This is a genomic window from Haladaptatus sp. DYSN1 (assembly GCF_029489995.1).
Lineage (GTDB): Archaea > Halobacteriota > Halobacteria > Halobacteriales > Halococcaceae > QDMS2.
This window is the reverse complement of record NZ_CP120472.1, coordinates 525,392-549,385: the sequence shown is the minus strand read 5'-3', so window position 1 is coordinate 549,385 and position 23,994 is coordinate 525,392. Positions and strand designations below refer to the sequence as shown.

Here is a 23,994-nt window from a genome sequence, read left to right as displayed (position 1 = left end):
CGCATTTTCACCACATCATTCGAAAAGAGACAATACAATTATGGGAAAAGCCAGTTTCATACTCAGGCGGTCGTTGCAGCTCCTGGTTACGTTCTGGGCAGTAGGGACCGTGCTGTTCTTCCTGTTCAGGTTGATGCCGGGGAATCCAACCTCGTTCGTCATCTCCCCGCAGATGACCCCCGAGGCCCGCCAGAAAGTCATCGAAAGCTACGGCCTCGACGAGCCAATGCACGTCCAGTACGTGAAGTTCTTGGAGAACGTCGCGACGCTGGATTTCGGCCAGTCGTTTCACTCGAACGCCCCCGTTCAGGACGTCATCATGACGTACCTGCCGAACACGCTCGTGTTGATGTTGACGGCGTTCGTCATCGCCTACACCTTCGGTATCATCCTCGGCGTGCTCGCCGGCTGGTATCGTGGGTCGGTGTTCGAGCGCAGTACGGTCATCACCGCGCTGCTCGCCCGCAGCGTGCCGAGTTTCTGGGTGGGCCTCATCGTCCTCTGGATCTTTGGCACCTACCTGAACCTGATTCCGATGGAGGGGATGACCACTGCAGGAACCACCTACGACGGGTTCTTCGACATGATAACCTCCGTCGATTTCCTCACCCACCTCGCCGCACCGGCGCTCGTCCTCGCCTACTACTTCATGGGCTACCCGCTGCTCATCATGCGGTCGTCGATGCTCGAAGTGCTCTCTGAGGACTTCATCGACGTCTGTCGCGCGAAAGGGCTGAGAGAACGGACGATTATGTTCAAACACGCCGCCCGCAACGCGCTCCTGCCAATCGTCACGGCAGCGGCCATCGCCCTCGGCTACGCCGTCGGCGGCAGCGTGCTCATCGAGACAGTGTTCGCGTGGCCTGGTATCGGTCGGGAGATGGTACGAGCGGTGCTTCGCCGCGACTTCCCCGTCGCACAGGGGACGTTCATGGTGCTCGCCGCGACCATCATCATCCTGAACTTCGTCGCCGACCTCGCCTACGGCTACCTCGACCCACGGGTGACCTACGACTAACATGTCCCAGGACAATTCGACCCGGTCGATCTTCGACGACCTGGGCACGGGAAGCGATGCGGACGAAATCAACAAGTGGGAACGGACCGCACGCCTCTGGAAGGAGACTCTGCGAGAACACTGGTCGCTGCTGACCAAGGACCTCTCGGTGCGCCTCGCCATGCTGATGGTGGCGTTTTTCATCCTCGTGGCCGTCTTCGCGCCAGTCATCGCGCCGAACCCCCCACTCGAACGTCAGTACCAGAGTTCGGACGAGATTCTCATCCAGAAATGGGCAGAACCCTCGTTTTTAGGCGGTGAGGGCGGTTACATCCTCGGGACGACGGCAGAAGGCTTCGACATCTTCAGCCAACTCATCTACGGAACGCGCTCTGCGCTGCTCGTCGGCGTCATCGCCGCCGTGTTCACCGCGGGCATCGGGACGCTCGTCGGCCTCGTCGCCGGCTACTACGGCGGGACCGTAGACGACGCGCTGATGCGCCTCGTGGACTTCCTCTACGGGATGCCCCTGTTGCCGACGGTCATCATCCTCGTCGCGCTGCTCGGGCCGAGCCTCTGGAACATCATCCTCGCGGTGATTATCCTCCAGTGGCGGGCCACCGCCCGCGTCATCCGGTCGCAGGCACTCTCACTGCGCGAACGCCCGTTCGTCAAGGCGGCGAAGGTGGCCGGCGCGAGCGACTGGCACATCATCAGCAGGCATCTCGCGCCGAACGTGCTCCCGATGTCGTTCCTCTACGGGTCGTTCGCCATCGCGTGGGCGATTCTCACGGAAGCGGGCGTCTCGTTCATCGGCCTCGGCGACCCCAACTCGGTGTCGTGGGGGACGATGCTCCAGGCTTCGCGGGCCTACTCGGCACTCTCGTTCGGTGCCTGGTGGTGGTTCGTCCCGCCCGGAATCTGTATCGGACTGCTCGTAATTAGCGGCTTCCTGATTGGCCGTGGCTACGAAGAAATCACGAATCCCAAACTACAATGAGTCTACTCGAAGTCGACGGACTAGAAGTCTACTACGAAACCGAAGACGGCCCGGCCAAGGCCGTAGACGATGTCTCCTTTAGCTTAGAAGAAGGTGAGAACCTCGGCATCGTCGGCGAGTCGGGCTGTGGCAAGACGACGCTCGCGAAGGCCATCATCGGCATTCTCCCCGATGCTGGCTACGTCAACGATGGGAGCATCAATTTCAAGGGCGACGACCTGACCCAGCTGAACAGCGCTCAACGACGCCGCCTCAAGTGGGAAGAGATCTCCATGATTGCCCAGTCGGCGATGAACTCGCTGAACCCGGTGTACACCATCCGTGAGCAAATCGTCGAAGCCATCGAGACCCACCGCCCGGGAACGGGTCGCGTCGAATCGACGAACATCGTCACCGAGATGTTCGAACTCGTCGGGCTCGACCCCGACCGCGCCGACGACTACCCCCACCAGTTCTCCGGGGGGATGCGCCAGCGAGCCATGATTGCGATGGCGCTTGCGCTCGAACCGTCGCTCATCCTCGCAGACGAACCGACGACGGCGCTCGACGTCATCATGCAGGACCAGATTCTAAAACGCATCAGCGGGATTCAAGACGAGGTCAACTCCTCGATGCTGGTCATCACCCACGACGTGAGCGTGGTCGCAGAAACCTGCGATCGCGTCCTCGTGATGTACGCGGGCAAAGTCGCAGAAGAAGGGCCGGTCGAGGAGATATTCAACCAGCCGTATCACCCGTACACCATCGGCCTGAAACGGGCATTCCCGAACATCCGCAAGACCGACCAAGACCTGCTTTCCATCAAGGGCTATCCACCCGAACTCGTCGGCCCGCCCGAGGGCTGTCGGTTCGCAGAGCGGTGTCCCATGGCGACCGAGAAGTGTCGCCACGAGGAACCGGAGGCCCACTACATGAACGGCCTGCGGTCGTACTGCCACTACGCAGAAGACATCGACCAGGAACTCAGACCGGTCGCCGACGACGCGGCGACGTGGAATCAGACCGCCGCGGCCCAGAAAACCGGGGGTGACTGAAATGGCAAGTGCAAACGACGACACGCTGTTGCACGTCGAAAATCTGGAGAAACACTTCAAGGTGGACAGCGGCTGGATTGCGAGCATTCTCCAATCGGTGTCGGGGAGCGACCCCGATTACGTCCACGCCGTCGACGGCGTGACCTTCGACCTGAAACGCGGTGAGACGCTCGGCCTCGCGGGCGAATCTGGCTGCGGGAAGACGACGACTGGCATGTCCCTCGTCAAACTCCACGAACCGTCCGGCGGCGACATCACCTACAACGGGCAGGCGCTCTCGGAGGCGTCGGACGCCGAGTTGAAGGAGTTCCGCCAGAACGCCCAGATGATCTTCCAGGACCCTTTCGAGAGCCTGAACCCGCGGATGACGGTGTACGACACCGTGGCCGAACCGCTGCGAATTCACAACATCGGCAACGAGACGGCCCGCGTGGCGCGGGCGCTCGAATTCGCCGAGTTGCTCCCACCGGATCAGTACTTCGACCAGTACCCCCACGAACTGTCCGGGGGTCAGCGTCAGCGTGTCGCCATCGCCCGGGCGCTCGTCCTCGACCCGGACTTCATCGTGGCCGACGAACCCGTCTCCATGCTCGACGTGAGCCTTCGGGCGGGTGTCCTCTCGCTGCTCGAACGCATGACCGACGAGTACGGGCTTTCTGTGGTGTACATCAGTCACGATCTCTCGCTGTTGCGCCACATGTGCGACCGACTCGCCATCATGTACATGGGGAAAATTGTCGAAAAAGGGCCGACCGACCAGATTATCGAGAACCCACAACACCCCTACACGCAGGCGCTCATCAACGCCGTCCCGGTTCCCGAACCGAACGTGGGCCGCGAACGCGTCGAACTCCAAGGGGAGGTCGGCGACGTCATCGACATCCCCTCCGGGTGTCGGTTCAAGTCCCGCTGTCCAGACTACATCGGCGGCGTCTGTGACAAGGTGAACCCACCGCTCGAACAGAAAGAAGGTAAAGCGTGTGAAGTCGCCTGCCACCTCTACGAGAGTGCAGACGGCTTCGACCCGTACGCACACGTCGAGGGTGACGGCACACAGGGCGAAGCACCGTCGCAGTCGTCCGACTGAGACCTTCCCACTGCTTTTCATTTCATTCGAGACACAAAGTGTATACCCGGTGGCACGCTCGCTGTAGGCATGCCAGGCGCACGCGTCGCGAGCGGCGAGCGAGTCACGCTCCGGACAGCCGAAGCCGAAGACATTCCGTTTCTCCAGCGCGGAGCCGCCAACCCGGAAATTCGGTATCCGCTTGGCAACCCGGTGAAAAATCAGGGTCAATACGAGATTTCGGCGAGCCGAACCGGACCGGATACGTTCATCGTCTGTCTCGAGGTCGAAGAGGCAGAGGCGGAGGCCGAAACCATCACGCGAATCGGTCAGGTGAGCGTCATGGACGCCCACTACAAACGCCCGGAACTCGGCTACTGGCTCGTCCCGGAGGTTCACGGCGAGGGCTACGGAAAAGAGGCTGTTTCACTCGTCATCGACTATGCCTTCCGGTCGTACGATACGCCCGCGATTGGAGCAGAGGCGTTCGACTACAACGACGCCTCACGTGGACTGCTCGAATCGCTCGGCTTCACGGAAGAGGGGTGCAGACGCAAGTTCATGTTCGTCGATGGGGAACACCGCGACATGGTCCAATACGGCCTGCTCCGCGAGGAGTGGGAACTGGAAGAATAGGTTTCTGATTGGTTTCAACTGTAGGTTACGACGTTACGCAACGCGCTCGGAAGCCGTGCCGATTGCCACTCGCGTTCTCTTTCGTGGGCATCCACGTCCGCTGACTCGACGGCGGCGACCGCTTTGAGTGCGTAGTTCGGCGCGCCGATAGCGTGGCCGTCTACGTGTCCGGTGGCGACGGCGTGACCGGCGGCGCGTGCGGCCTCCCGTGCGGCGGTCCCTTCTGTCTCGCGAGCGGCGGCGTGCGCGGCCCGGCCGAGTTGGATGACCTCACCGACCGTCACTTCTCCATCAGCCCAGGCCCTCGCCGCCTCGATGGCGACCCGTGGTCGGGCGTCGTCTGGGCGTTCCGTCTCGAAATATGGGAGGACGCGTTCAGCGCAGTCGGCCGCCCAGCGAGCAAGCAGCCTGTGGGTGTTCTGGTCGACCGTGTTGTAGCCCTCCCAACCGGGAGCCATCCGCCAGCGACGAGCAGTGCCCATGGTACAGGTTCGAATTATGTGGGCAAATCTCGTGCGTCCGCAGTTCGCCGTCCAACGCGGGTACTTTTACAACACATACCCGCGGAGGACGCATATGGAGACCCACTGCCTCGAACCGTACCTCGCCGAGGCACTCGACGCAGAGATTACCGATAGCCGCGTGCTGAGCGAGAAGCTCAACCGAATTCTCGCGATTTCGACGGCGGATGCAGCCCCCAAGTACATTCTCCACCAGCCGCTCAAGTTGCGCGAGACCTGCCTGTTCAACGAACTTGACCGCGAGTATCGTCTCCTCGAAGCGCTCCAGGCTACTTCGATTCCCACACAGAAACCCGTGCTGTATGGTGACGGCGATTCGATACTCGGGGGCCCGTTTTTCGTCACGACGTACCTCGATGGCGAACCGATTCCCCTTGGCGAGGGCCTCCCGGAACAATTCAGGAACGAAACGGCACGCCGGGAAGTGGCTGACAGCCTCCTAGAGACACTCGCCGATATCCACACGCTCGACACAACACCCTTCGAGGATGTGTGTATTCGACAGCCACCCTGCGAGCAGGTGGCCTGCGCGTTCGAACGCCTCGACGCCTCCGAGCAGGTAATGAGCTGGGAACTGCCCCGGCTCAGAGGAGTGGGCGAGTGGCTCCTCGAAAACGCCCCGACGGATTCGAAGACGACGCTGGTCCACGGCGATTACCGGCCGGGGAACGTACTGTTCGCGGGAAGCAGCCAACCGAAACTCACCGGCGTCCTCGACTGGGAGACGGCGATTCTCGGTGACCCCTTGACAGAGGTGGGCTATCTGCTGCTTCGGTGGCGAGACGAGAGTGACCCGACACCCGACCTCGGCGAACTCGAAACCCGCTATCCGGATGCTGCACTGGAATCGCTGCGAGCCGCGAACGAGCGAGGACTGTGTCCGTTCTCGACACAGCCGGGCAGTCCTACTCGGGGCGAACTCGTCGCCCGCTACGAGGACCTCACGGGATGGTCCTACGACCATGACCCGTTCTATCGAGCGCACGCCGCGTTCATGCTCGCGACGGTCTGGGTAGACCTCCACCGCCACGGGGTCGAGGCGGGAGACGCGCCAGACCTAGACCCGTGGGTCGAGTACATGACACAGACGGCGGAACTTATTCTTGAACGCAGGCGCTAAAACCCCGTTCCTTTAGGGCGGGGATACAGCGTCCCCAGAACGCTTTGCGTTCTGGTGTGCGAACGAGACGCGTCGCGTCTCGTCAACGCCGTTTACCGCGGGGAGGATGTCACAGAGGGAGAAGAGTCACCGTGAGTCGGTCCTCGATTAGGTTTCTGCCGGTTCTACGAATCGCGCAGTTCCCCGCCTGACCATCGTGGGGAACCGCTTCGAGAGAGCCAAGCCGAGTTTCGTCTTCCAGTCTGCAGTGATGACCGGGTCGGTCGATTCAATTTTCGCAGCCAGTTTCCGCCCCACGTACGCGGGGTCGCTCAGGAACGATTCGGGATAGCCGAGCGTGGCCCCAGACCGCGTGTTCGCGAGGGGCGGGTGCATCACGGTACACGACACGTTCGTGCGTTGTAGTTCGAGCCGGAGCGAGCGGACGAACGCCTCGATTGCACCCTTCGTGGCGGCGTACCCCGTCAGGCTGGGGTGGCCGACGAGTCCCGCACCCGAACTCACGTTGTGGATAATGCCACTATTTCGTGCTTGCATGTGGGGCAGGACGGCGTGAATCGTCCGCAGGTAACCAAAGTAGTTGACCTCGAACTCGCGGCGGGTGTCTGCGAGCGTTTGCTCGTCGAACGGTGCGAAGTTGAAAACCGCAGCGTTGTTGACGAGGATGTCTATCCCGCCCCACTCGTCGATGATTCTCTCTACGGCGTGTGTCACGTCGTCGTCCACCGTCACATCACACTCTTCGAACCGGGCGTGGGAGGGATGTGACTCGACGAGTGACTGGAACTGCGCTCCTTCAACGTCGAGACAGGCGACCAGATACCCCGCCTCGAGGAGCGCAGCCGCCAGGTGAAAGCCGATTCCCTCGTTCGCCCCGGTGATGACCACGACCTGTTGTCCCCCTGAAATTGCCATACCACTCCATACGACGGCGTAATTTATCTCCCTTGACAATTTTTTGGCCCTGCGACGAGTCCTCTCCTGCGTCTGTCAGGCAGAAAATCCCGCTTTCGCCTTCGGAAATCGGAGTCAGTGGCGTCAAACTTCCGTGCGGGAATGTTCGGTCATGACGAGAGGTCTCTCCAGCCTCATCGAGTATGTGATGACCCTCTTCTCATGGCTGCGCTGTGGACGCTATCGGTTCCCGCGTTACCACCGCGCCGGCGTTCCGTGAGCGGAATTCCCCCACTGCGAGACGGTCGGTACCCACGGAATGTCCAGCCGCGCTACACACGCATCCACAGTTTATCAAATATTGGAGGGTTTCTCGATAGGGATGACAGGGAGACACACCACCACAAATGTTAATTGAGCGAAGAAAGTTCGCCGGATGGAATCGAGAAACCCGGTGACTTGGGCCGTGTACGCCCCGTGTGCTACGACCGCGTTCGAAACCGTGTTGGTTATTTATCGGTGGCCCTGAAACCGTGTGTGACAACCCCAGAATCCCCTTCCGAGAAGGGCGAAAAGTTGACAAGTCGCGGCTTTCGGATTACTGTCGATGAAGGCCGAGAGTCGTTCTTTGCGATCTGCATCGAAGAGGCAGATAGTGACACGGCGTGGATAATGTCGGACACTGTCGTCACACCGGAAGAGATGCGATAATCGTCGGCTTCATTCGGGTCCTCGTTTCATCCTCCAGTCGGTCGTCGAATCCGACACGTTCACGCGATTATAACCGCCCCCGAAGCGTACGTAGCAGCGGGTGAAACCCATGGCTGCAGAAAGAATGACTCGGGCAGAAAATCCACACGTAGCATCGGACCGATTTTATGAGGCGTTAGAACGCATGGCGAACGGCGACGCAGGATTGATGGAAGTATGTTGGTCGCACAGCGACGACGTGACGACGATGCATCCCATCGGCGGGCGCGAAGAAGGATGGGACGCAGTGCGCGATTCGTGGGCTGGCGTGGCCGAATTAGCATCGAACGGGTCGGTCACCCGAACAGACCAACTCGTTCGCACGAGCGGTGAGCTGGCCTGCGAACTCGTAACCGAAACCGTCTCGATGGACCTCGGTGGGCATGCGCTGCATGCCGAGTTCCGCGCGACGAACGTCTATCGACTCGAAGACGGTGACTGGAAGATAATCCACCACCACGCGGATGCGAACCAGGAATTCCAGGATATCCTTGCACAACTGACAACTGCAGAGTGACCCCGTGATACAATTTTTCGGCGACTTACAGCGATTCCAGCCGGGCGTGCAACCGTATGCCGGGCGCAGTCACGGCCCACGGCAATCGTGATTTGTGTTTGTTTGCAACGCCAGTAGTCGTCTCACGGACGCGACCGATTGCAGAAATTGCGTCGAGCGTTCCGGGTTCGAAATCGAGCGCTACACCTGACACGCGTCCGACGCGCTCGCCGCCGTCGAGTCGATACCCCTCAGCGACGGGGAGTTGTGCCCGGCCACGGTCCGGTCGGTCGGTCGTTTTCCGGTCGATATCTTTTGCGTAGAGCACACTCGGAGGCATGACGCCGGTGCGCTGGACGCGTTCTAAATCGTCTCGCAGGTACGGGTCACCGAACCGGTCAATGACCACGGTTGCGCCGTGGTTGAGCTCGTCGGTCGTCGCCGTCCCGGGTGCGACTTCGAGATGCCGCGCATGGATGCGCGGGGGCTGGTCGAACCCGAGGCTTGGGACGGCGCTGCCGGCGGGGAACGTGTCTTCTTCGGCGGCGCTGGTCGTGTTGTGGAGGAGTCTCGTCACCCGACCGTCTTCTACGAGCTGAACCGGCGTCGTCGGTCGTCCCTCGAAATCATACGCGAGGGCGGCCCACGACCCGGCGTGAATCGTATCTTCGATGGCCAATTCGTTTGAGCCGATTCGGTCGCCCACAGCGTAGGGGCTGAGGCCCATGTACCCCATGTCGGCTTCGAGGTAGCGCGAGACGAAGTGAAACAACTGTCCGGCGGCCCGGGGACTCAGAACGGTGGTTGTCTCACCCGTAGGCGACGGGGCGACCGACGCTGATTCGAGTTCAATCGCGTCCTCGACCAACTCGTCGAAAAATGCGGGCAGCTCGTCAAGGAACCCCGCACCTCGAGTCGAACCCGCGTGGCGTTTCACTTTCTGTCCGTCTGCGAGTGTGAGAATGGCCGTCACGGCTCCCCGGTCGAGCGTCGTCTGGACGGTGCTGCCAGTCGTCGTGGCGAGCGTCGTCTCGATGTGCGCGTCGGTGTAATTGACCCACGCGTTCGACAGGTCGAGGTTTTCACCTGCTGTCAGACCTGCTTGCAAAATGTCGACTTTCGCTGACTGCTCTACGGCGTCGATACGACCGCTGGCCCACCCGCCGTGGACCCCCTGATGGCGAGTGAACTGGTCGAAGCGGCCGGCATCTCGCTGAGCGAGCACTTCGCCACTTCTGATGGCGCGGTCTGCCACGTCCGAGAGACTTTCTTCGTCGAGGGACGTCGTGTAACGGTAGTCTGCCGCCCCCTCTGCAAACACGCGACAGCAGATACCAGTTTTCGTAAACGGCGTGGCGTTGCGCAGCCCGTCCTCAGTCACGACGATGTCCGTCTTCGCCTGCGCTATGGCCCCGACTTCTGCGTAGGCGACCGTCTCGTCCCCTTCGAAACGGTCGAGTAAGAACTCCAGCGCGTCCACGAGTGCCTCCCGGTCTGCATCCATACACTGTGCTACAGAATCACCCGCCATGAACCTCTCGGGACGCAGTCGCGGGGTGCGTTACCGCTGGGACCGTTGGTTCTGTGTTTCAGCCTCCGCCTCGTAGGTTTTCGAGACGATTTCGTCCTGTACCTTCCGCCGATACTCCCAGATGCCGGCGGCGATGACGAGGATGCCGAGGGCTGCACCCTGCAGATATGCTCCCGACAGCGCGAAATAGGCGAACGCGGCCACAGCAAAGAGAATAGAGAGGCCGAGGCCGAGCGTCGCAAGTCCGTGGCGACGGGGGTCGAATGTTCGCATGGTTCACCAGTTGGGAGGGATTTATTACAAGCGTTGTGACGTGCAGATTCGACTGGGGATGGTCATTCCTTCGATAATGCGTTGCGAAGCGAGAAAATGAGGAATCAAACGAACAGTTGGATGTCTGAGTCGGCCATGTCCTGAATAGCCGTTGCGGCACCGACACCGGTCGTGACGCCGTCGAAAAAGTCGTCCTCGTCGTAGCCCATCAGGTCGATCGTCATCTGACAGGCCTGGAACTCGACGCCCATCTCGAGGGAGGTTTCTAACAGTTCCTCGATAGTGGCGGTGTTGTTCTTCTCGATTTGCTTCTCCATCATCTTGGTCGTCATGCGGTCCATGCCGGGAAGCGCGGCGAGCATGTTCGGCATCGGTGTGTTCGGGTTACCGACCGAACTCATCTTGAGGTTCTTCGAGTGCTTCTCGTGGAGGATGTCGAGCCCCCAGAAGGTGTGGAACACCTGCACCTCCCAGCCGAACGCGGCAGCCGTGCTCGCGAGGATGAGCGGTGGATAGGCCATATCGAGGGTGCCCTTCGTCGCGATGATGGACAGTTTCTTGGGGCCTTCCGCTTTGGCTTCGAGTTCGCTCAGCCGTTCTTCGAGCGCTTCGAGTTGGGATTCGAGTTCTTCACGATTCATCGAGTCGGTATCGACCGCCTTTTCGGGGCCGCTCGTGTCGGTACTCATAGGTTACTCCGTCTTGCGGACATAGTGTTTGTAGACGTCGCCTGCCTCCTCCTGACCGAGCAGTTCGGCGTTCGATTGCGTCTCTGCCCAGCCACCGAGGTCACTCATGCTGCCTGGGTCGGTGGCGAGTACTTCGAGGACGTCGCCCGCTGCGAGACCGTCCATGGCCTGTTTCGTCTTGACGACCGGCATTGGGCAGTTCTGTCCTTTCACGTCGAGGGTTTCGGTGACGGTGTAGTCAGTCATGGTATTGACTTCATAGCCCAATATTGACCTCTCGAACATATATCTAACGGTAGTATTGCTCATTCTAAGCACAATCTAACCGGTTGTGGTGAGATAATCAGGCCTCAATAGCCCACCAACACGCAATCGAGAGTGTTAGTATTGTGTTATAATTGCAAAACCATGCAAAGGTTTATGGGCTGTCATCGGATATGACCAACTACTGATGGCGCAAAGCAACCTTCCTGACGGAGCGGAAGCAATTGAGTCGATTTCCCCGGAAGCGCTGAAAGACCGCATCGACAGTGGTGAGCCGGTATTCCTCCTCGATGCACGCGGAGAAGGGGACTTCGAAGAGTGGCACATCGACGGCGAGACCGTCGATATCGTGAACTACCCGTACTTCCAGCTCCTCGATGGCATCCCCGAGGACCTCCTTGCGCAACTCCCGGAGGACCGGCAGATAACGGTTCTCTGTGCGAAAGGCGGGTCCAGCGAGCTGGTCGCAGCGCACATCCAGGACGAGGGCTACGACGTGAACCACCTCGAAGGTGGCATGAAGGGCTGGGCCCGGATCTACGAATACACCGAACTCGACGTAGCGGTTGATGCGACAATCGCCCAATACCGTCGTCCATCGAGCGGGTGTCTCGCCTATCTCGTCGTCTCCGACGGCGAAGCCGCCGTCATCGACCCACTCCGTGCATTCGCCCACGAATACGAGCAGGACGCCCACGCGATGGGCGCAGACCTGACCTACGCACTCGACACGCACATCCACGCAGACCACATCTCCGGTATCCGGACGGTCGCAGCCGAGACTGACGCGACGCCCGTCCTTCCCAAACCAGCCGCCGACCGCGGAGTCGAATACGACGTGCCGTACGAGACGGTCGCAGACGGCGACACACTCACCGTCGGCGACGTCGAAATCGAGGTCATCCACACGCCGGGCCATACGACGGGGATGACCGCCTACACGGTCGGCAACGTACTGTTCACTGGCGACGGCCTGTTCACCGAGAGCGTCGCCCGTCCCGACCTCGAAGACCCAGAAGCCGCAAAGCGTGCGGCGGCGACTCTCCATCAGAGTCTCACGGAGAAGGTCCTCACCCTTCCTGACGACACCATCATCGCGCCGGCGCACTTCAGCGACGCCGCCACGCCACAAGACGACGGGGGGTATACCGCAGAACTCGGTGACCTGCAGGAATCGATGGCTGTCCTCTCGATGGACGAAGTCGAGTTCGTCGAGTTCATCGTCGCGGATATGCCACCCCGGCCGTCGAACTACGAGGAAATTATCGCAGCCAATCTCGGCCGCGAATCGCCCGACGACGAGAAAGCGTTCACGCTCGAACTCGGGCCGAACAACTGTGCCGCGAGTGACAACGCGCTGACTAACTAATATGAGCACACTCACCCCGCTGGTTGCACTCGCAGACCTCTTCCCGAGAGGAATCGCGCCGTACCTGATTGGCGGGCTCCTCGTCGGACTCGGAGCGGCGACGATCTACCTCGCGACGGGCATCATCGCCGGTGCGAGTACGTTTCTCGAATCGTCGCTCTCCTACATCTCCGACGTCGGGCGATTCAACCGTCACACGTACGTCCAGTCGCGCAACTGGCGCGTCGTCTTCACCGTCGGCATCATCAGTGGCGCGGCCATCTACACCCTCACGTCGGGCGCGGGAGCCTGGACAACTGACGTCCAGTGGTGGCGACTGCTCGGCGGCGGCTTTCTGGTCGGCGTCGGGACTCGCCTCGGCAAAGGCTGTACCTCTGGCCACGGCGTCTGCGGCGTTGGGTCGCTCTCGAACACGTCGTTCGTGAACGTCGCGACGTTCCTCGCCGTCGCCATCGGAACTGCCCAACTGGTGCAGGCACTCGGGGTGATGCCATGAGCAACTCCGGTCGGAGTTCGTGGTTCCTCCCCGTCATCTACGTCGGCGGCGTCATCTTCGGCGCTGGACTCGCGATAAGTGGGATGGCAAAGCCAGAAATCGTCCTCGACTTCCTCCAGTTCGAGGACTTCGGCCTCCTGTTCGTGATGGGCGGGGCAGCCGTCGTCTCCGGGATTGCCTTCGCAGTTGCCACCCGGTATCTCGACACCGCACCCCTGACCGGCCGGAAATACACGCGCCGCCTCAAGGAGATGGACCGAAACGTCGTCCTCGGCGGCGTCGTCTTCGGCGGTGGCTGGGGCATCTCGGGAATCTGTCCCGGGGCGGCCTACGCCAGCGTCGGCATCGGTAACTTCCCCATCCTCTGGGCCATCGTCGGGATGTTCCTCGGCGCGTACGCCCAGGGCTACTGGCGAACCGCCCGCGATGAAAACACAGCCAGTTCCAGTTGAGATGATGCGAAAACGCACTAGCACAGGCTTACAAAACCAGTATTGCGCGAAAATCACTATGTTGCACACAGACGAAATCCATGATTGACCTGTTCGCCCTCGGTTCGATTGCACTCCCGATACACGCCGCGAAGACGGTCGGCATCGTTCTCGCCGAGGCTGGCGCACTGTACGTCGGATACGGCGCGCTGGCCACGGTCGTCGGCCCGAAAATGCGAGCAACGTTGGAAGGTGAGCAGTGATGGAGCCATTCGGATTGAGCCTCGCGATGGTCGGCATCTTCGTCGGCTTTGGCCTCCTCATCGGGATCCTGTTCGGCTTCTTCGGCATGGGCGGGTCGTTCCTCGTCACGCCGGCCCTTCTGGTGCTGGGCTACCCGGCGAAAGTGGCGGTCGGCAGTGGACTCGCGTTCGTCTTCGGAACGAGCATCATCGGCGCGCTTCGCCACCGCCGTCACGGGCAGGTCGATTACAAACTTGCGACCATCATGACCGTCGCGATGACCATTGGCATCAAACTGGGTGAACACGTCATCACGTTCCTCGAATCGACGGGCGTCATCGACGTGGTCATCAGCGTCGCGTACGTCAGCCTGCTCGCGACGGTTGGTCTGTTCACGCTCCATGACGCACGCACTGAGGACAAGAAATCGACTGGCAGGGACATCTCTGAGAAAGTCCAGTCCATCGAGATTCCGCCGATGGTGACGTTGAAGGGTGACATCCGCATCTCGGCGGTCATCATCTTCACCCTTGGACTCGCAATCGGCGTCCTCTCCGGCCTGCTCGGCGTCGGCGGCGGGTTCCTCCTCATGCCCGCGATGATGTACGGCTTCGGAGTCCCCGCGGCCATCGCCGTCGGCACGGACATCCTCCAGATTACCATTTCCGGGGCGTTCGGTGCCTTCGTTTACGCGCAGGCTGGGGCCGTGAATCTCCCCGTCGTCGGGTCGTTGCTCGCCGGAAGTGCGCTCGGCGCTCGCATCGGTGCGGGGGCGACGAAACTTGTGGACGAAGACGGTATCAAGGGTTACTTCGCCGCGATGCTCCTCGCGGGCAGCGTGGCCGTCGCCGCGAAAAATCTCGCAGCCCCCCTCGGGATGGGCTGGTTGCAGACACTCAGCATCGCGCTCATCTTCGGGGCGGCGATTCTCGTAAGTGGGGCCGTCGTCCTGAGTGCAATCTGCCAGCTCAGAAGTGAAGGTGCCGGTGTCTGGTGTACGCTAACCTCGTCTGGAGACGGCTCAACCGGCCACTAACACTCGCTTGACAGTGAGTACTCGGTTCAAGCAGTATTGTACACAACGTGCAAAAGCTTTTCTGTCGCGAACACCAACGTCAGACAACGATGGGAGATTCGCTGAGTCAACTGCTCCGAGAACAGATGGAGTGCGAGGGCCTCCTCGAATGCATCCACGGCCTCAAGGAGATCGATACGACCGTGTTCAAACTGTTGAGTACCACTCCAGAACCGATGACGGTCGACGAAGTCGCAAGTTGTATCGACCGCGAACGCTCGACCGCCTACCGGTCGGTCCAGCGCCTCATCGAGGCCGGTCTCGTCGAGAAAGAACAGGTGAACTACGAACACGGCGGCTATTATCACGTCTACAGCGCCGCCGACCCGGATGCGATAACCAAGGACCTCCAGCGAATGCTCAACGACTGGTACGCAAAGATGGGCACGCTCATCGGCGAGTTCAACCGTAAGTACGCCGACGAGAGCGATACGTCCACTCGGACGCCGCAGGCCGAAACCTGAGTATTCGTTTGCGGCCGGATGATTTCCCATCTCGCCTTCTCCCTGTCGAGGACCGACCGTCGTTCCAGTTCGATAGCCGACGAAGTTAAGTAAGTACAGCAAGTAGTCTTGTGTACAATGAGCAATACCGACTTCGACCCGTCGACCGTCGCCCAGCGAGTTCAGGCCCAGGACGACGACCTCTTCGTGCTCGACGTGCGTAGGGAAGACGCCTACGAGGAGTGGCAGATTCCCGGGAGTACGAACCTCCCAATCTACGACGAACTGCTCAAACACGACTTCTCGACGCTCGAAGAACACCTCGATGACCTCCCGCGAGACCGCGAGATCGCGACGGTCTGCGTGGCAGGTATCACCTCTGCACGGGCCGCCGCGTTCCTCCGTGACCAGGGCTTCGAGGCGAAATCCATCGACAACGGCATGAACGGGTGGGGGCGCGTCCACCAGTCGTTCGAAGTCGAAGGGGCATCCGGCGTCGTACAGGTCGTCCGACCCGGAACGGGATGCGTCTCCTACTTCCTCCACGACGACGGCGAGGCAATCGTCGTCGACCCGACCCAGTACGTAGACCGATATCTGGGGATGGCCGACGAGCGCGACCTCGAAATCGTCGGCGTGGCAGACACCCACGCCCACGCAGACCACGTCTCCGGTGCGCGGCGACTCGCCGGGGAACTCGACGTTCCATACTACCTCCACGGTGACGATGCTGGCGAACTCGACAACGTCACCGAACTCGAAGACGGTGAGACGCTCACTGTCGGCGACCGTGACGTAGACGTGCTTCACACGCCAGGGCACACCCACGGCAGCGTTTCCTTCCAGTTCGACGACGCGCTCATCTCGGGGGACACGCTGTTCCTCCGGAGCGTCGGTCGCCCGGACCTGGAGGACAACTCGAAAGACGCCATCCGCGAGGCGTCGAGCCTGTTATTCGACAGCCTGACCAGGTTGCTCGACCACTCGGCCGAGACTGTCGTGCTGCCAGGGCACTTTAGCGACGAATCGATTCGCCCGCTGGCGACGCAACTCGGTGACCTCCGCGAAGAGTCCTCGAACGAACTCCTGAGCTACGTTGCGAACCAGAACGAAGAGCAGTTCGTCGAAACCATCGTCGAGAGTCTCTCCGACGAGCCGGCAAACTACAACGAAATCAAGCAGATAAACTGGGGCAAGAAACAGCCCGGCGAAGACGTCGAATCGCTCGAGCTCGGCCCGAACAACTGCGCGGCGAACTGAAGCGCCCGCTCACTCGATTTTCACGCCCGCTCGCAGCTTCGAACGGTCCCCCGTGCCTTCGGTCATCGCACTCGCCAGCGCACCCCGGACCACCACGTCGTCACCAAGCGTGGTCAACTTGATTTCGGGAACGTTCACCATCACCATGTCCGCGATGCGGTCGCGGACGGGGTCGAGGGTCACCTCGGGATTGTTGAGCGGGACCGCACCGCCGACGTAGACCACCAGCGGGGCATACGACTGGACGAGATTCGCGATACCCATTGCGTTCCACGCTGCGACCTGTTCGATGACGTGCGTCGCGAATGCGTCGTCACCGACTTCTGCGAACACGGTCGCCGCATCGAGGTCGGGGTCGTCGATGGGGAGGGCAGTGTTCATCGACATTTCTTCGAACAGGTGTTTCGCGTAGAGTGGGATGTTGTTTCCAGAACAGTAGGCTTCCCAGTGACCGTCCATGCCACAACCACAGTGCATCTCTCCCGCAGGGTCGAGTGTGGAATGTCCTACTTCGCCTGCGTTCCCGTCCCACCCGGAGAGGATGTGGCCGTCCACGCACACCCCGGCCCCGATGCCAGAGGAGATGGTCAGATACACCATGTCGTCGGGATTCTGCGCTGCGTGGAATCGCTCCCCGATGACCCCCGCGCTCGTGTCGTTGTGGAGGTAGACCCGGTCAGTCTCAGTGAGTGATTCGATGGGACTGGTGAGGGGAATGTGGTCGATCGTGTCGGGGAGGTTCGCGGGGTCTTCGATGACTCCCTCCGCGAGGTCGAGGGGGCCGATAGACCCGACACCGACCGCCCAGATGTTCGTGGGGGCGATGGCCGCCGCGTCACAGGCGGCTTTGAGCGACCCGAGAATGGCGTCGGTGACGGCGATACCCGTCGGTCCCGGCGGCGTGGGCCGTTCGTCCGAACCGGTGATGGTCCCCGTCTCGTCTGCCACCACGGTTCGAATGTTCGTCGCCCCGAGGTCAACGCCCGCGTACATACCTCAAAGCAGCACACGGAGGCTACTTAAATTGCCACATATTTACTCGAATTCGGGTACTTCTTCTGGAGTTGGGAGAGGTTTGCGCTCAGGTTCCGAGAATCGGCGCTTTGAGGGCGGCCACCTCGTCCATGATGCTCGCGACGTTCTCATCGCTGACGCCGTTTTCCCGGAGCGCCCGTTCGAGGTACTGCCCGACCGTCTCGAAGTCGGGTTCGCTGATGTCGAGGTGAGCATGCGCCTCACGCATGTCCGCACCGGTGTATTCGACGGGGCCGCCTGCGACGGCGCTGATGAACTGTACCTGGTGGGCACGGAGTTCGGCCATGTCGTAGTCCTCAAAGTACCCCACGAGGTTGTCGTCCGCGAGGACGCGGTCGTAGAAATCGTCCACAACCTGTGAAACAGCCTGTTCGCCGCCAATCTCCGCATACAGTGACTGAGCCATCGGATAGTGAGACGTTACCCGACGGAGAGGGTACACCTTCTCGCTAGCCTCATTGGGTTTTTATCATCCCATGCGAGAGGTTCCCTGCCATTCACTCGCCGAGCAACTGGTCCAGCAGTTTCTCCTGAGCGACAGCAAGATGCTCACTAAAGGTGGCCACGGAGATGTCGAGCGCCCGTGCCACAGAAGTCGCATCCGATTCCCGAGGCCGGGCGAAGTAGCCCAGTTCGTGAGCCGTCTCGAGCACCTCGTACTGGCGGTCCGTGAATGCGGCCCGGTTTACGACCAGTAAGGCCTGGTCGTCGTCAACCGACTGCGTGAGCCGATGGAGGTGGACCGACGAGCTACACGCCCGGAGGTCACAGACGATTGCCCGAACCGTCTCCACGTCGGGGGCGAAAAACGAGAACGTGAGCGAGCCCTTGGTCGCACGAATATCTCTGATTGGGCAGCCGTGGGTCGGAATTTTTCCGCAGGGGCAGTCAGCCGTTTCGCGCTCGTAGCGATAGACGGCACGGTCACCGTCCGCGAAGACCGGAGCAAGTGATTCAGCGGCGGGTTGCCGTGACGTATCCTCGTCGATGGTGACTTCACCGACGACACCCGCACCGTCCCCGTGATGACTGGTGTTCGTGACCACCGATTGCACCTCGAAGTCTTCGCTCACGCCCGCTACGGGACAGTCTTCGAGACCCCTCACCGTCACCTGTGCGTGAATTCCAGCGGTCATCACCTACAGGACACGTGGCGAAGTATAAAATGCGACCGAACCGAGGCACTCACAGCGTAATCGTCTTCGTCGTCGTGAAGGCCTCGATGGTGTACCCGAGTCCCTCGCGGCCGATACCGGAGTCTTTGACCCCGCCGAAGGGGATGTCGCCGAGTCCGTGGGAGGGCGCACCGTTGATACGAATGCCTCCCGCTTCGAGAGCGTCTGCGACGCGCAATGCGCGGTCGTAATCCTTCGTGAACACGGCGGCGTCGAGGCCGAGGTCGCCGCCGTTCGCAATGTCGAGCGCCTCCGCTTCTTCCTCGAAACGCGTGACCACAGCGACGGGACCGAACTGCTCCTCGTGGAGAATGCGGGCGTCGTGGGGAACCTCGGCGAGCAGCGTGGGTTCGAATTCTCGGCCGTCACGAGTCCCACCACGAACGAGTGTTGCTCCCCGGTCGAGTGCGTCCGCGACGAGTTCCTCGACCCAGTCGGCCTGCTCCTGGGAGATGAGCGGACCGACGGTCGTCTCCGCGTCGAAGAGGTCACCGATTTGCCACTCGTCCATTTGGGCTTCGATGGCGGAGACCACCTCGTCGTGGACGGCGTCGTGGGCGAGCACCCGCGAAATGGCCGAACAGCGTTGACCCGCGTACTTGAACGAACCTTTCGCACAGGCCGCGGCGACCGATTCGATGTCCGCATCATCGAAGACGACGGCCGGTGCGTTCCCGCCGAGTTCCATGTGCAGAGTCGCCATCCCCGACTCGCCTGCGACGTGCTTTCCCGCGCCGGACGACCCGGTCATCGCGATGGCGTCGATACGGTCGTCTCCCGCGAGTTTGTCGCCGACGACCGACCCTCGTCCGGGGACGAAGTTGAAGCCACCAGCCGGAAGGTCTACGTCAGCGATGATTTCGGCGAGAATCGCCCCGGAGATGGGCGTCTTCGACGCCGGCTTCAGGATGACGGCGTTGCCCGCGGCGAGCGCGGGAGCGACCTGTAACGCCGTCGTCGCGAGGGGATAGTTGTACGGCGTGATGCAGAGTACCGCGCCCACGGGGCGCGGTTCGACGATGGCCCGCCATCCCTCGTGACCAGTCGTCGTTCCTTCGAGGAACTCGCCTTGCTGATTCCGGGCCTCCTCCGCGGCGCGACGGAACCGTTCTGCGGCGGCGTCGACTTCGCCGCGGGCGCTCGAAATCGGCTTGCCTGCCTCCCGGACGATGACCGCCGCGAGTTCTTCCTTCCGCGCTTCGATGCCGGCTGCAATCTGTTCGACCCACTGGGCGCGTTCGACGATGGTCGTCTCGCGCATCGTTCGCTTCGCGTGCTCGGCGGCCGTGAGCGCCGCTTCGGCGTGGTCTGCATCAGCTGCCGCGACCTGTGCGAAGATGCCGCCGTCAGCGAGGTCCGTCACCTCGATGACGTCGGGCGGGGTTTGCCATTTCCCGCCGATGAACAGTTCGCCACCAGGGTGCGTTTGCGTCGTAGCCATATGCTACCATACACCCCCTATCACAAAAAGTTTACTCGGATTTGAAAAAACAAATTATCGCACGTATCGCCGCCTCTGCGGTCGGTTTCCGAATACTCGCATGATTCATCGTTATAGATTTGGACAGGATGCACTCGTGATAGTGACGGGGAGTATACAGGCGAGGAACAACCGAGTACAAGGAAAAGGGTCAACCGAGGACGATCATGTAGGCGGCGATGAAAACACCATACAAAATCGCAAGCCCGACGACGATTTTCATGTGGTATAGCCAGAGGTCGTCGTCCTCCTCGGCGAGGGCGTCTTCGTAGGCCGTCTGGTCTGTATCAGACCACTCGTCCTGGTGTGCTTCGCCGACGTGGAGCGCGAGCGTCAGGTCGGTGTCGAACGGGCGCTCGCAGTAGGGACAGTACACGGCAGGCGGGTCGGTTTCGAAGACGACGGTGTCGGGCGTGACGGTTGTCATATGAATGGTGGTGGACGAAACGGTTGCGTGACGATCCACATGCTCGTCATCGTGTAGAAAATCATCACGACGATGAAGGGGTACTGACTCCGAATCGGTTTGAGCTTGCCGGGGAACAGGTCGAAGGCGAGCGAGTGCGCAATCCACACGGCGAACAGGTGACCGAGCAGGACGAACAGCAGTTGCAGCGTCGAGAACCACCCCGGAATCACGAGCACCTGGAGGTCGAGTGGCGGCGAGAAGGGGTTCGCGGCCACCGTAATGAGGGCTGGTGACAGCGTGAGGAAGAACGCGAGGAAGTGCGCGAGATGATACCCGGCAGCGATTGGCAACAACGCGGGGGCGAACCAACCCTCGATGAACTGCGGCGTGACGTAGGTTCGCGCCGACTCCCGAGCGCGGCGAGCGGCGAGGCGGTAGGCGACGAGGAAGAGCGCGAATCCGGCGACGATGGCCACGAAGTAGAGCGCTCGCGGTGGGACGCCGCTGACCACGAGCGGTTCGATGGCCGACCGCCACAGTGGCGTCGCGATAAAGCCGTCGTAGGTGGTCACCCACAGCAACGCGACGATGAACGCCGTTTCGTCGGGTCGTTCTGCGACCCGGCGAGTCGCCAGTGCAGTACTCGGTAGTTTGAACGCGAGGCCTGTCTCTGTCCGTTGTATCGGGGCGATGCGTCCGTAACACCGGAACACCTGTGAAATTGGGTCTACACGCCCAAACCAGGTTTCGACACCGAACAGAATCGCTCCGACGACGGTGATGACCGAGTAGCCGAGGATGACGGTGGCGAGCAAGCGCGGATTCTCCGAGACGGGACTCACGACTTCGAGCCAGACGAGCGCGAGCAGACCGACGACGCTGGGCCAGACGCCAAATCGGTCGGGGTAGGCGAGCCGCGGTTTCGCGGGAACCAACGCGGCAACGGCCCGCCACGGGTTGAGCGCCGGCCAGGTGTTACCGACGAGGTACACGCTCATCGTGAACCCCGCCCACCACCCGGCCCAGACGAACAGCGTCGCGAAGTTTCGCGTGGGCGATTGTGACCCGGTGAACCCGGTCACGAGCACGACGAGCAACACGCCCACGCCGAGGCCGCCCGCGATCGGTCGAATCGCTCGCTGAATTGCCCCAGTCGATGGGACGAAAACCCGCCAGTCGTTGACCGCCCGAATCGCCCCGTGGTCGGTCATCAGACTCGTAAACATGAACGACGCCCCGACGATGACGCCGCCCGTGACGATGGTCAGCCACGTCGGCACGGCAGCGTTCGTCACGAGCGTGCCGAATCCGCCCGCGTGGGCCGCGGTGGGCCGGGCGAGTACGGCGATACCGAGGCCTGTAAGAAGGGCAAATCGGACGGAGGCTCTCGCGTTCATCGAAGGCGTCGTGCGAGTGTTTGTCAGCCACCGTCTTAATCGCGGTGCTTTTTCGAGGTTCGACGCGCTGAAAAAAGGCCGTCCGGAACTGCTCAGACCGAGAGACTGGCGTCAGGGACGACGCCCTCGTCGGTCCATCCGCGTAGGTCGTAGTACGCAGAGAGCGCTTCATCGAGGCCCTCAATTTCGAACGGGAGCGTATCGTCTGCGCGGTCGAAACCACGCTGGTTGTTGAAGTGGCGTTCCAGTTCGACCACTCTCGCACCGACGGCGAGGAGGTCCTCGTAAGCTGCGCCGAACAGGAGTTCGTAGCGTTCTGGCGTCATGAAGTCCCGCGAGAACTTACAGACGATACCGCTGTCGTTGAGCGCCATCTGGTTTTCCTTCTCGACGAGTACGGGCGGTTTCCCGTCGAGACCCTCTGGGTTCATCGCCTTGTCCTTGCCGACGAGAGGGTACTCGTAGGAGTAGAACACGGCGTACATGTGGTCTGCACCGCGATTTGCGGTGGCGTACGAGAGGCCCTGGCCGTTCAGGGTGCGTCCGTCGTGGGCGGGGAATTCGAGGCCTTTGACGGTCCAGTTTTTCACGCCGAGTTCGCCCGCGGCGCGGTCTACGCCCTCGGCGAGCAGGTCGCCCTCGCCCTCACGATACGCAATCTTCTCGACCATCTCGTGGACGAGGTCCGCGTTGCCGAACTCGTCTTCGGCCTTGAGGTAGGCAGACACCACGTCGCCACAGGAGATGGTGTCCATTCCGAGTTCGTCACAGAGTTTGTTCGACTTCATCACGTCCACGATGTCGTCGACCATCGGATTGCCGCCGAAGGCCATCACCGTCTCGTACTCGGGGCCTTCAGTTTCGACGCCCGATTCTTCGTCCTTCGTCGGAAGCTTGCACGCGAACGCGCACGCAGAACAGGTTCCTTTCTTGTACTTCTTCTCCGCGACCCGGTCGCCGTTTATCTTGTCCGCGTGCTCGAACGAGGTTTCCTCGAAGTAGCGGGTGGGGAACGCTCCCAGTTCGTTCGCGAGGTCGGTGACGGCCGTCGTCCCCTGTTGTTTCATGATGTGGTCGCTGGTTGCCGCCTCGCGATGAATCTCCATCTGCGAGGCTGGAATCTCGATTTCGTGGGCCGAATCGCCCTCGAAACTGATGGCCTTCACGTTCTTCGCGCCGAGCACCGCACCGAGGCCGCCACGGCCAAAGGCTCGCTCGCCGCTCGTCATGATCGAAGCGAACCGGACGCGATTTTCGCCTGCCGGGCCAATGACGGCGAGCGTGTCCGTGTCGAGGCCGTGTTCGTCGCCCATGTAGTCGTTTACCTCCGGGACTGTCGCGCCCTCGAGTTCGGGCACTTCTTCGAAGGTGACCCCGTCGTCGGTGACGTGGACGGCGAGCAGTTCGTCGCTCTCGCCGACGATTTCGACCGCGGAGTGTCCCGTGTCGGCGAAGTTACGCGACATGAATCCACCGGCGTTCGAAGAAAGGAGGCCGTCCGTGAGCGGGGAGACTGCCGTGGCGTTCATGCGGCCGGTGAAACTCATGTTCGAGTGTTGCATCGGTCCGGTGGTGAAATAGAGCCGATTTTCCGCCGCGAACGGCGCGACGTCGAACGGGATGCGCTCGTGGGCGAGGCGGGTCGCGACGCCTCTGCCGCCGACGAACGCTTCCAAGATATCGTCTATCGACTCAGTCGTCGTCTCCCGTGCACCGACGTCGACGCTAAGGAGGGGCCCTTCCGTGTGAAGCATTGGCGAATTGTTCGTGGCCCCGCGTCCAAAGTGATTACGATTACTGTTGACACAGCCAACAAAATTTGATTGACACGAGCAGTTGCAGAGTCGATTTTTGTGTACACTCTTTATGAAAAGTGTTCACAAAATATTTATGCGTGTTATTCATGGTCA

General features: G+C 61.2%; 27 protein-coding genes. 14 read left to right on the top strand and 13 right to left on the bottom strand.

Features of this window, described 5'->3' with window-relative positions; genetic code table 11:
* The first annotated feature begins 40 nt into the window (after positions 1–40).
* The 5 genes from P0648_RS20160 (at position 41) to P0648_RS20140 (ending at position 4,733) form a co-directional block, all read left to right on the top strand.
* Complete coding sequence (locus P0648_RS20160) at positions 41–1,018, top strand: ABC transporter permease (RefSeq protein WP_276248985.1); 978 nt, start codon at positions 41–43, stop codon at positions 1,016–1,018.
* Position 1,019: 1 nt separating this feature from the next.
* On the top strand, positions 1,020–1,997 hold the full coding sequence (locus P0648_RS20155; RefSeq protein WP_276248984.1) for an ABC transporter permease: 978 nt from the start codon (positions 1,020–1,022) through the stop codon (positions 1,995–1,997).
* Positions 1,994–3,031 (top strand): ABC transporter ATP-binding protein, encoded by a 1,038-nt coding sequence (locus P0648_RS20150; RefSeq protein ID WP_276248983.1) that lies wholly within the window; start codon positions 1,994–1,996, stop codon positions 3,029–3,031. The genes P0648_RS20155 and P0648_RS20150 overlap by 4 nt, the downstream gene beginning before the upstream one ends.
* Position 3,032: 1 nt before the next feature.
* Positions 3,033–4,118 (top strand): ABC transporter ATP-binding protein, encoded by a 1,086-nt coding sequence (locus tag P0648_RS20145; RefSeq protein ID WP_277506186.1) that lies wholly within the window; start codon positions 3,033–3,035, stop codon positions 4,116–4,118.
* Positions 4,119–4,187: 69 nt separating this feature from the next.
* Positions 4,188–4,733: a GNAT family N-acetyltransferase gene (locus P0648_RS20140; RefSeq protein ID WP_277506185.1), complete on the top strand. Its 546-nt coding sequence runs from the start codon at positions 4,188–4,190 to the stop codon at positions 4,731–4,733.
* 14 nt (positions 4,734–4,747) lie between these two features.
* Here the strand turns inward: P0648_RS20140 and P0648_RS20135 are convergent, their stop codons facing one another.
* Positions 4,748–5,215: a putative immunity protein gene (locus P0648_RS20135; RefSeq protein ID WP_277506183.1), complete on the bottom strand. Its 468-nt coding sequence runs from the start codon at positions 5,213–5,215 to the stop codon at positions 4,748–4,750.
* Positions 5,216–5,309: 94 nt separating this feature from the next.
* On the opposite strand from P0648_RS20135, the gene P0648_RS20130 reads away from it, so the two are divergent.
* On the top strand, positions 5,310–6,374 hold the full coding sequence (locus P0648_RS20130) for a phosphotransferase family protein (protein WP_277506182.1): 1,065 nt from the start codon (positions 5,310–5,312) through the stop codon (positions 6,372–6,374).
* Positions 6,375–6,521: 147 nt separating this feature from the next.
* On the opposite strand, the gene P0648_RS20125 is transcribed toward P0648_RS20130, so the two are convergent.
* Positions 6,522–7,289: an SDR family oxidoreductase gene (locus tag P0648_RS20125; RefSeq protein ID WP_277506181.1), complete on the bottom strand. Its 768-nt coding sequence runs from the start codon at positions 7,287–7,289 to the stop codon at positions 6,522–6,524.
* A 799-nt stretch (positions 7,290–8,088) separates the two neighbouring features.
* On the opposite strand from P0648_RS20125, the gene P0648_RS20120 reads away from it, so the two are divergent.
* On the top strand, positions 8,089–8,535 hold the full coding sequence (locus tag P0648_RS20120) for a nuclear transport factor 2 family protein (protein ID WP_276248979.1): 447 nt from the start codon (positions 8,089–8,091) through the stop codon (positions 8,533–8,535).
* 25 nt (positions 8,536–8,560) lie between these two features.
* Here P0648_RS20120 and P0648_RS20115 read toward each other — a convergent pair whose 3' ends face one another.
* From P0648_RS20115 to P0648_RS20100, 4 genes are all read right to left on the bottom strand, one after another.
* Entirely contained in the window at positions 8,561–10,018 is a 1,458-nt protein-coding gene (locus P0648_RS20115) for a metallopeptidase TldD-related protein (RefSeq protein ID WP_277506180.1), read from the bottom strand.
* 57 nt (positions 10,019–10,075) lie between these two features.
* Entirely contained in the window at positions 10,076–10,318 is a 243-nt protein-coding gene (locus P0648_RS20110) for a hypothetical protein (RefSeq protein WP_276275185.1), read from the bottom strand.
* A 104-nt stretch (positions 10,319–10,422) separates the two neighbouring features.
* Complete coding sequence (locus tag P0648_RS20105) at positions 10,423–11,007, bottom strand: DsrE/DsrF/DrsH-like family protein (RefSeq protein ID WP_276248976.1); 585 nt, start codon at positions 11,005–11,007, stop codon at positions 10,423–10,425.
* Positions 11,008–11,010: 3 nt separating this feature from the next.
* Positions 11,011–11,253: a sulfurtransferase TusA family protein gene (locus P0648_RS20100; protein ID WP_276275186.1), complete on the bottom strand. Its 243-nt coding sequence runs from the start codon at positions 11,251–11,253 to the stop codon at positions 11,011–11,013.
* A gap of 205 nt (positions 11,254–11,458) precedes the next feature.
* Between P0648_RS20100 and P0648_RS20095 the strand changes: the two genes are divergently transcribed.
* The 7 genes from P0648_RS20095 (at position 11,459) to P0648_RS20065 (ending at position 16,588) form a co-directional block, all read left to right on the top strand.
* A complete protein-coding gene (locus P0648_RS20095) occupies positions 11,459–12,640 on the top strand; it encodes an MBL fold metallo-hydrolase (protein ID WP_276248974.1) in 1,182 nt (393 codons plus the stop codon).
* Between the two features lies 1 nt (position 12,641).
* Positions 12,642–13,136, top strand: coding sequence for a YeeE/YedE family protein (locus P0648_RS20090; protein WP_276248973.1), 495 nt, complete (start codon positions 12,642–12,644; stop codon positions 13,134–13,136).
* Complete coding sequence (locus tag P0648_RS20085) at positions 13,133–13,588, top strand: DUF6691 family protein (RefSeq protein WP_276248972.1); 456 nt, start codon at positions 13,133–13,135, stop codon at positions 13,586–13,588. Before P0648_RS20090 ends, P0648_RS20085 begins: the two co-directional genes overlap by 4 nt.
* Before the next feature lie 80 nt (positions 13,589–13,668).
* On the top strand, positions 13,669–13,830 hold the full coding sequence (locus tag P0648_RS20080; RefSeq protein WP_276248971.1) for a hypothetical protein: 162 nt from the start codon (positions 13,669–13,671) through the stop codon (positions 13,828–13,830).
* Positions 13,830–14,846, top strand: a complete 1,017-nt coding sequence (locus P0648_RS20075) for a sulfite exporter TauE/SafE family protein (protein ID WP_276248970.1) — start codon at positions 13,830–13,832, stop codon at positions 14,844–14,846. Before P0648_RS20080 ends, P0648_RS20075 begins: the two co-directional genes overlap by 1 nt.
* Before the next feature lie 89 nt (positions 14,847–14,935).
* Entirely contained in the window at positions 14,936–15,349 is a 414-nt protein-coding gene (locus tag P0648_RS20070) for a helix-turn-helix domain-containing protein (RefSeq protein ID WP_276248969.1), read from the top strand.
* 117 nt (positions 15,350–15,466) lie between these two features.
* Positions 15,467–16,588 (top strand): MBL fold metallo-hydrolase, encoded by a 1,122-nt coding sequence (locus P0648_RS20065; RefSeq protein WP_276275187.1) that lies wholly within the window; start codon positions 15,467–15,469, stop codon positions 16,586–16,588.
* A 9-nt stretch (positions 16,589–16,597) separates the two neighbouring features.
* On the opposite strand, the gene P0648_RS20060 is transcribed toward P0648_RS20065, so the two are convergent.
* The 7 genes from P0648_RS20060 to P0648_RS20030 all read right to left on the bottom strand — a co-directional run bounded on the left by P0648_RS20060 (position 16,598) and on the right by P0648_RS20030 (position 23,838).
* Complete coding sequence (locus tag P0648_RS20060) at positions 16,598–17,581, bottom strand: ROK family protein (protein ID WP_276248967.1); 984 nt, start codon at positions 17,579–17,581, stop codon at positions 16,598–16,600.
* A gap of 88 nt (positions 17,582–17,669) precedes the next feature.
* On the bottom strand, positions 17,670–18,029 hold the full coding sequence (locus P0648_RS20055; protein ID WP_276248966.1) for a group 1 truncated hemoglobin: 360 nt from the start codon (positions 18,027–18,029) through the stop codon (positions 17,670–17,672).
* Between the two features lie 91 nt (positions 18,030–18,120).
* Positions 18,121–18,759, bottom strand: coding sequence for a helix-turn-helix domain-containing protein (locus P0648_RS20050; RefSeq protein WP_276248965.1), 639 nt, complete (start codon positions 18,757–18,759; stop codon positions 18,121–18,123).
* A gap of 49 nt (positions 18,760–18,808) precedes the next feature.
* Positions 18,809–20,239: an aldehyde dehydrogenase gene (locus P0648_RS20045; RefSeq protein WP_276248964.1), complete on the bottom strand. Its 1,431-nt coding sequence runs from the start codon at positions 20,237–20,239 to the stop codon at positions 18,809–18,811.
* Positions 20,240–20,429: 190 nt separating this feature from the next.
* Complete coding sequence (locus tag P0648_RS20040; protein ID WP_276248963.1) at positions 20,430–20,705, bottom strand: hypothetical protein; 276 nt, start codon at positions 20,703–20,705, stop codon at positions 20,430–20,432.
* Positions 20,702–22,084 carry a hypothetical protein gene (locus P0648_RS20035; RefSeq protein ID WP_276275189.1) on the bottom strand — a complete coding sequence of 461 codons (1,383 nt, stop codon included), beginning with the start codon at positions 22,082–22,084 and terminating at the stop codon, positions 20,702–20,704. Before P0648_RS20035 ends, P0648_RS20040 begins: the two co-directional genes overlap by 4 nt.
* A gap of 92 nt (positions 22,085–22,176) precedes the next feature.
* A complete protein-coding gene (locus tag P0648_RS20030) occupies positions 22,177–23,838 on the bottom strand; it encodes an aldehyde ferredoxin oxidoreductase family protein (RefSeq protein WP_276248961.1) in 1,662 nt (553 codons plus the stop codon).
* Positions 23,839–23,994: the final 156 nt, after the last annotated feature.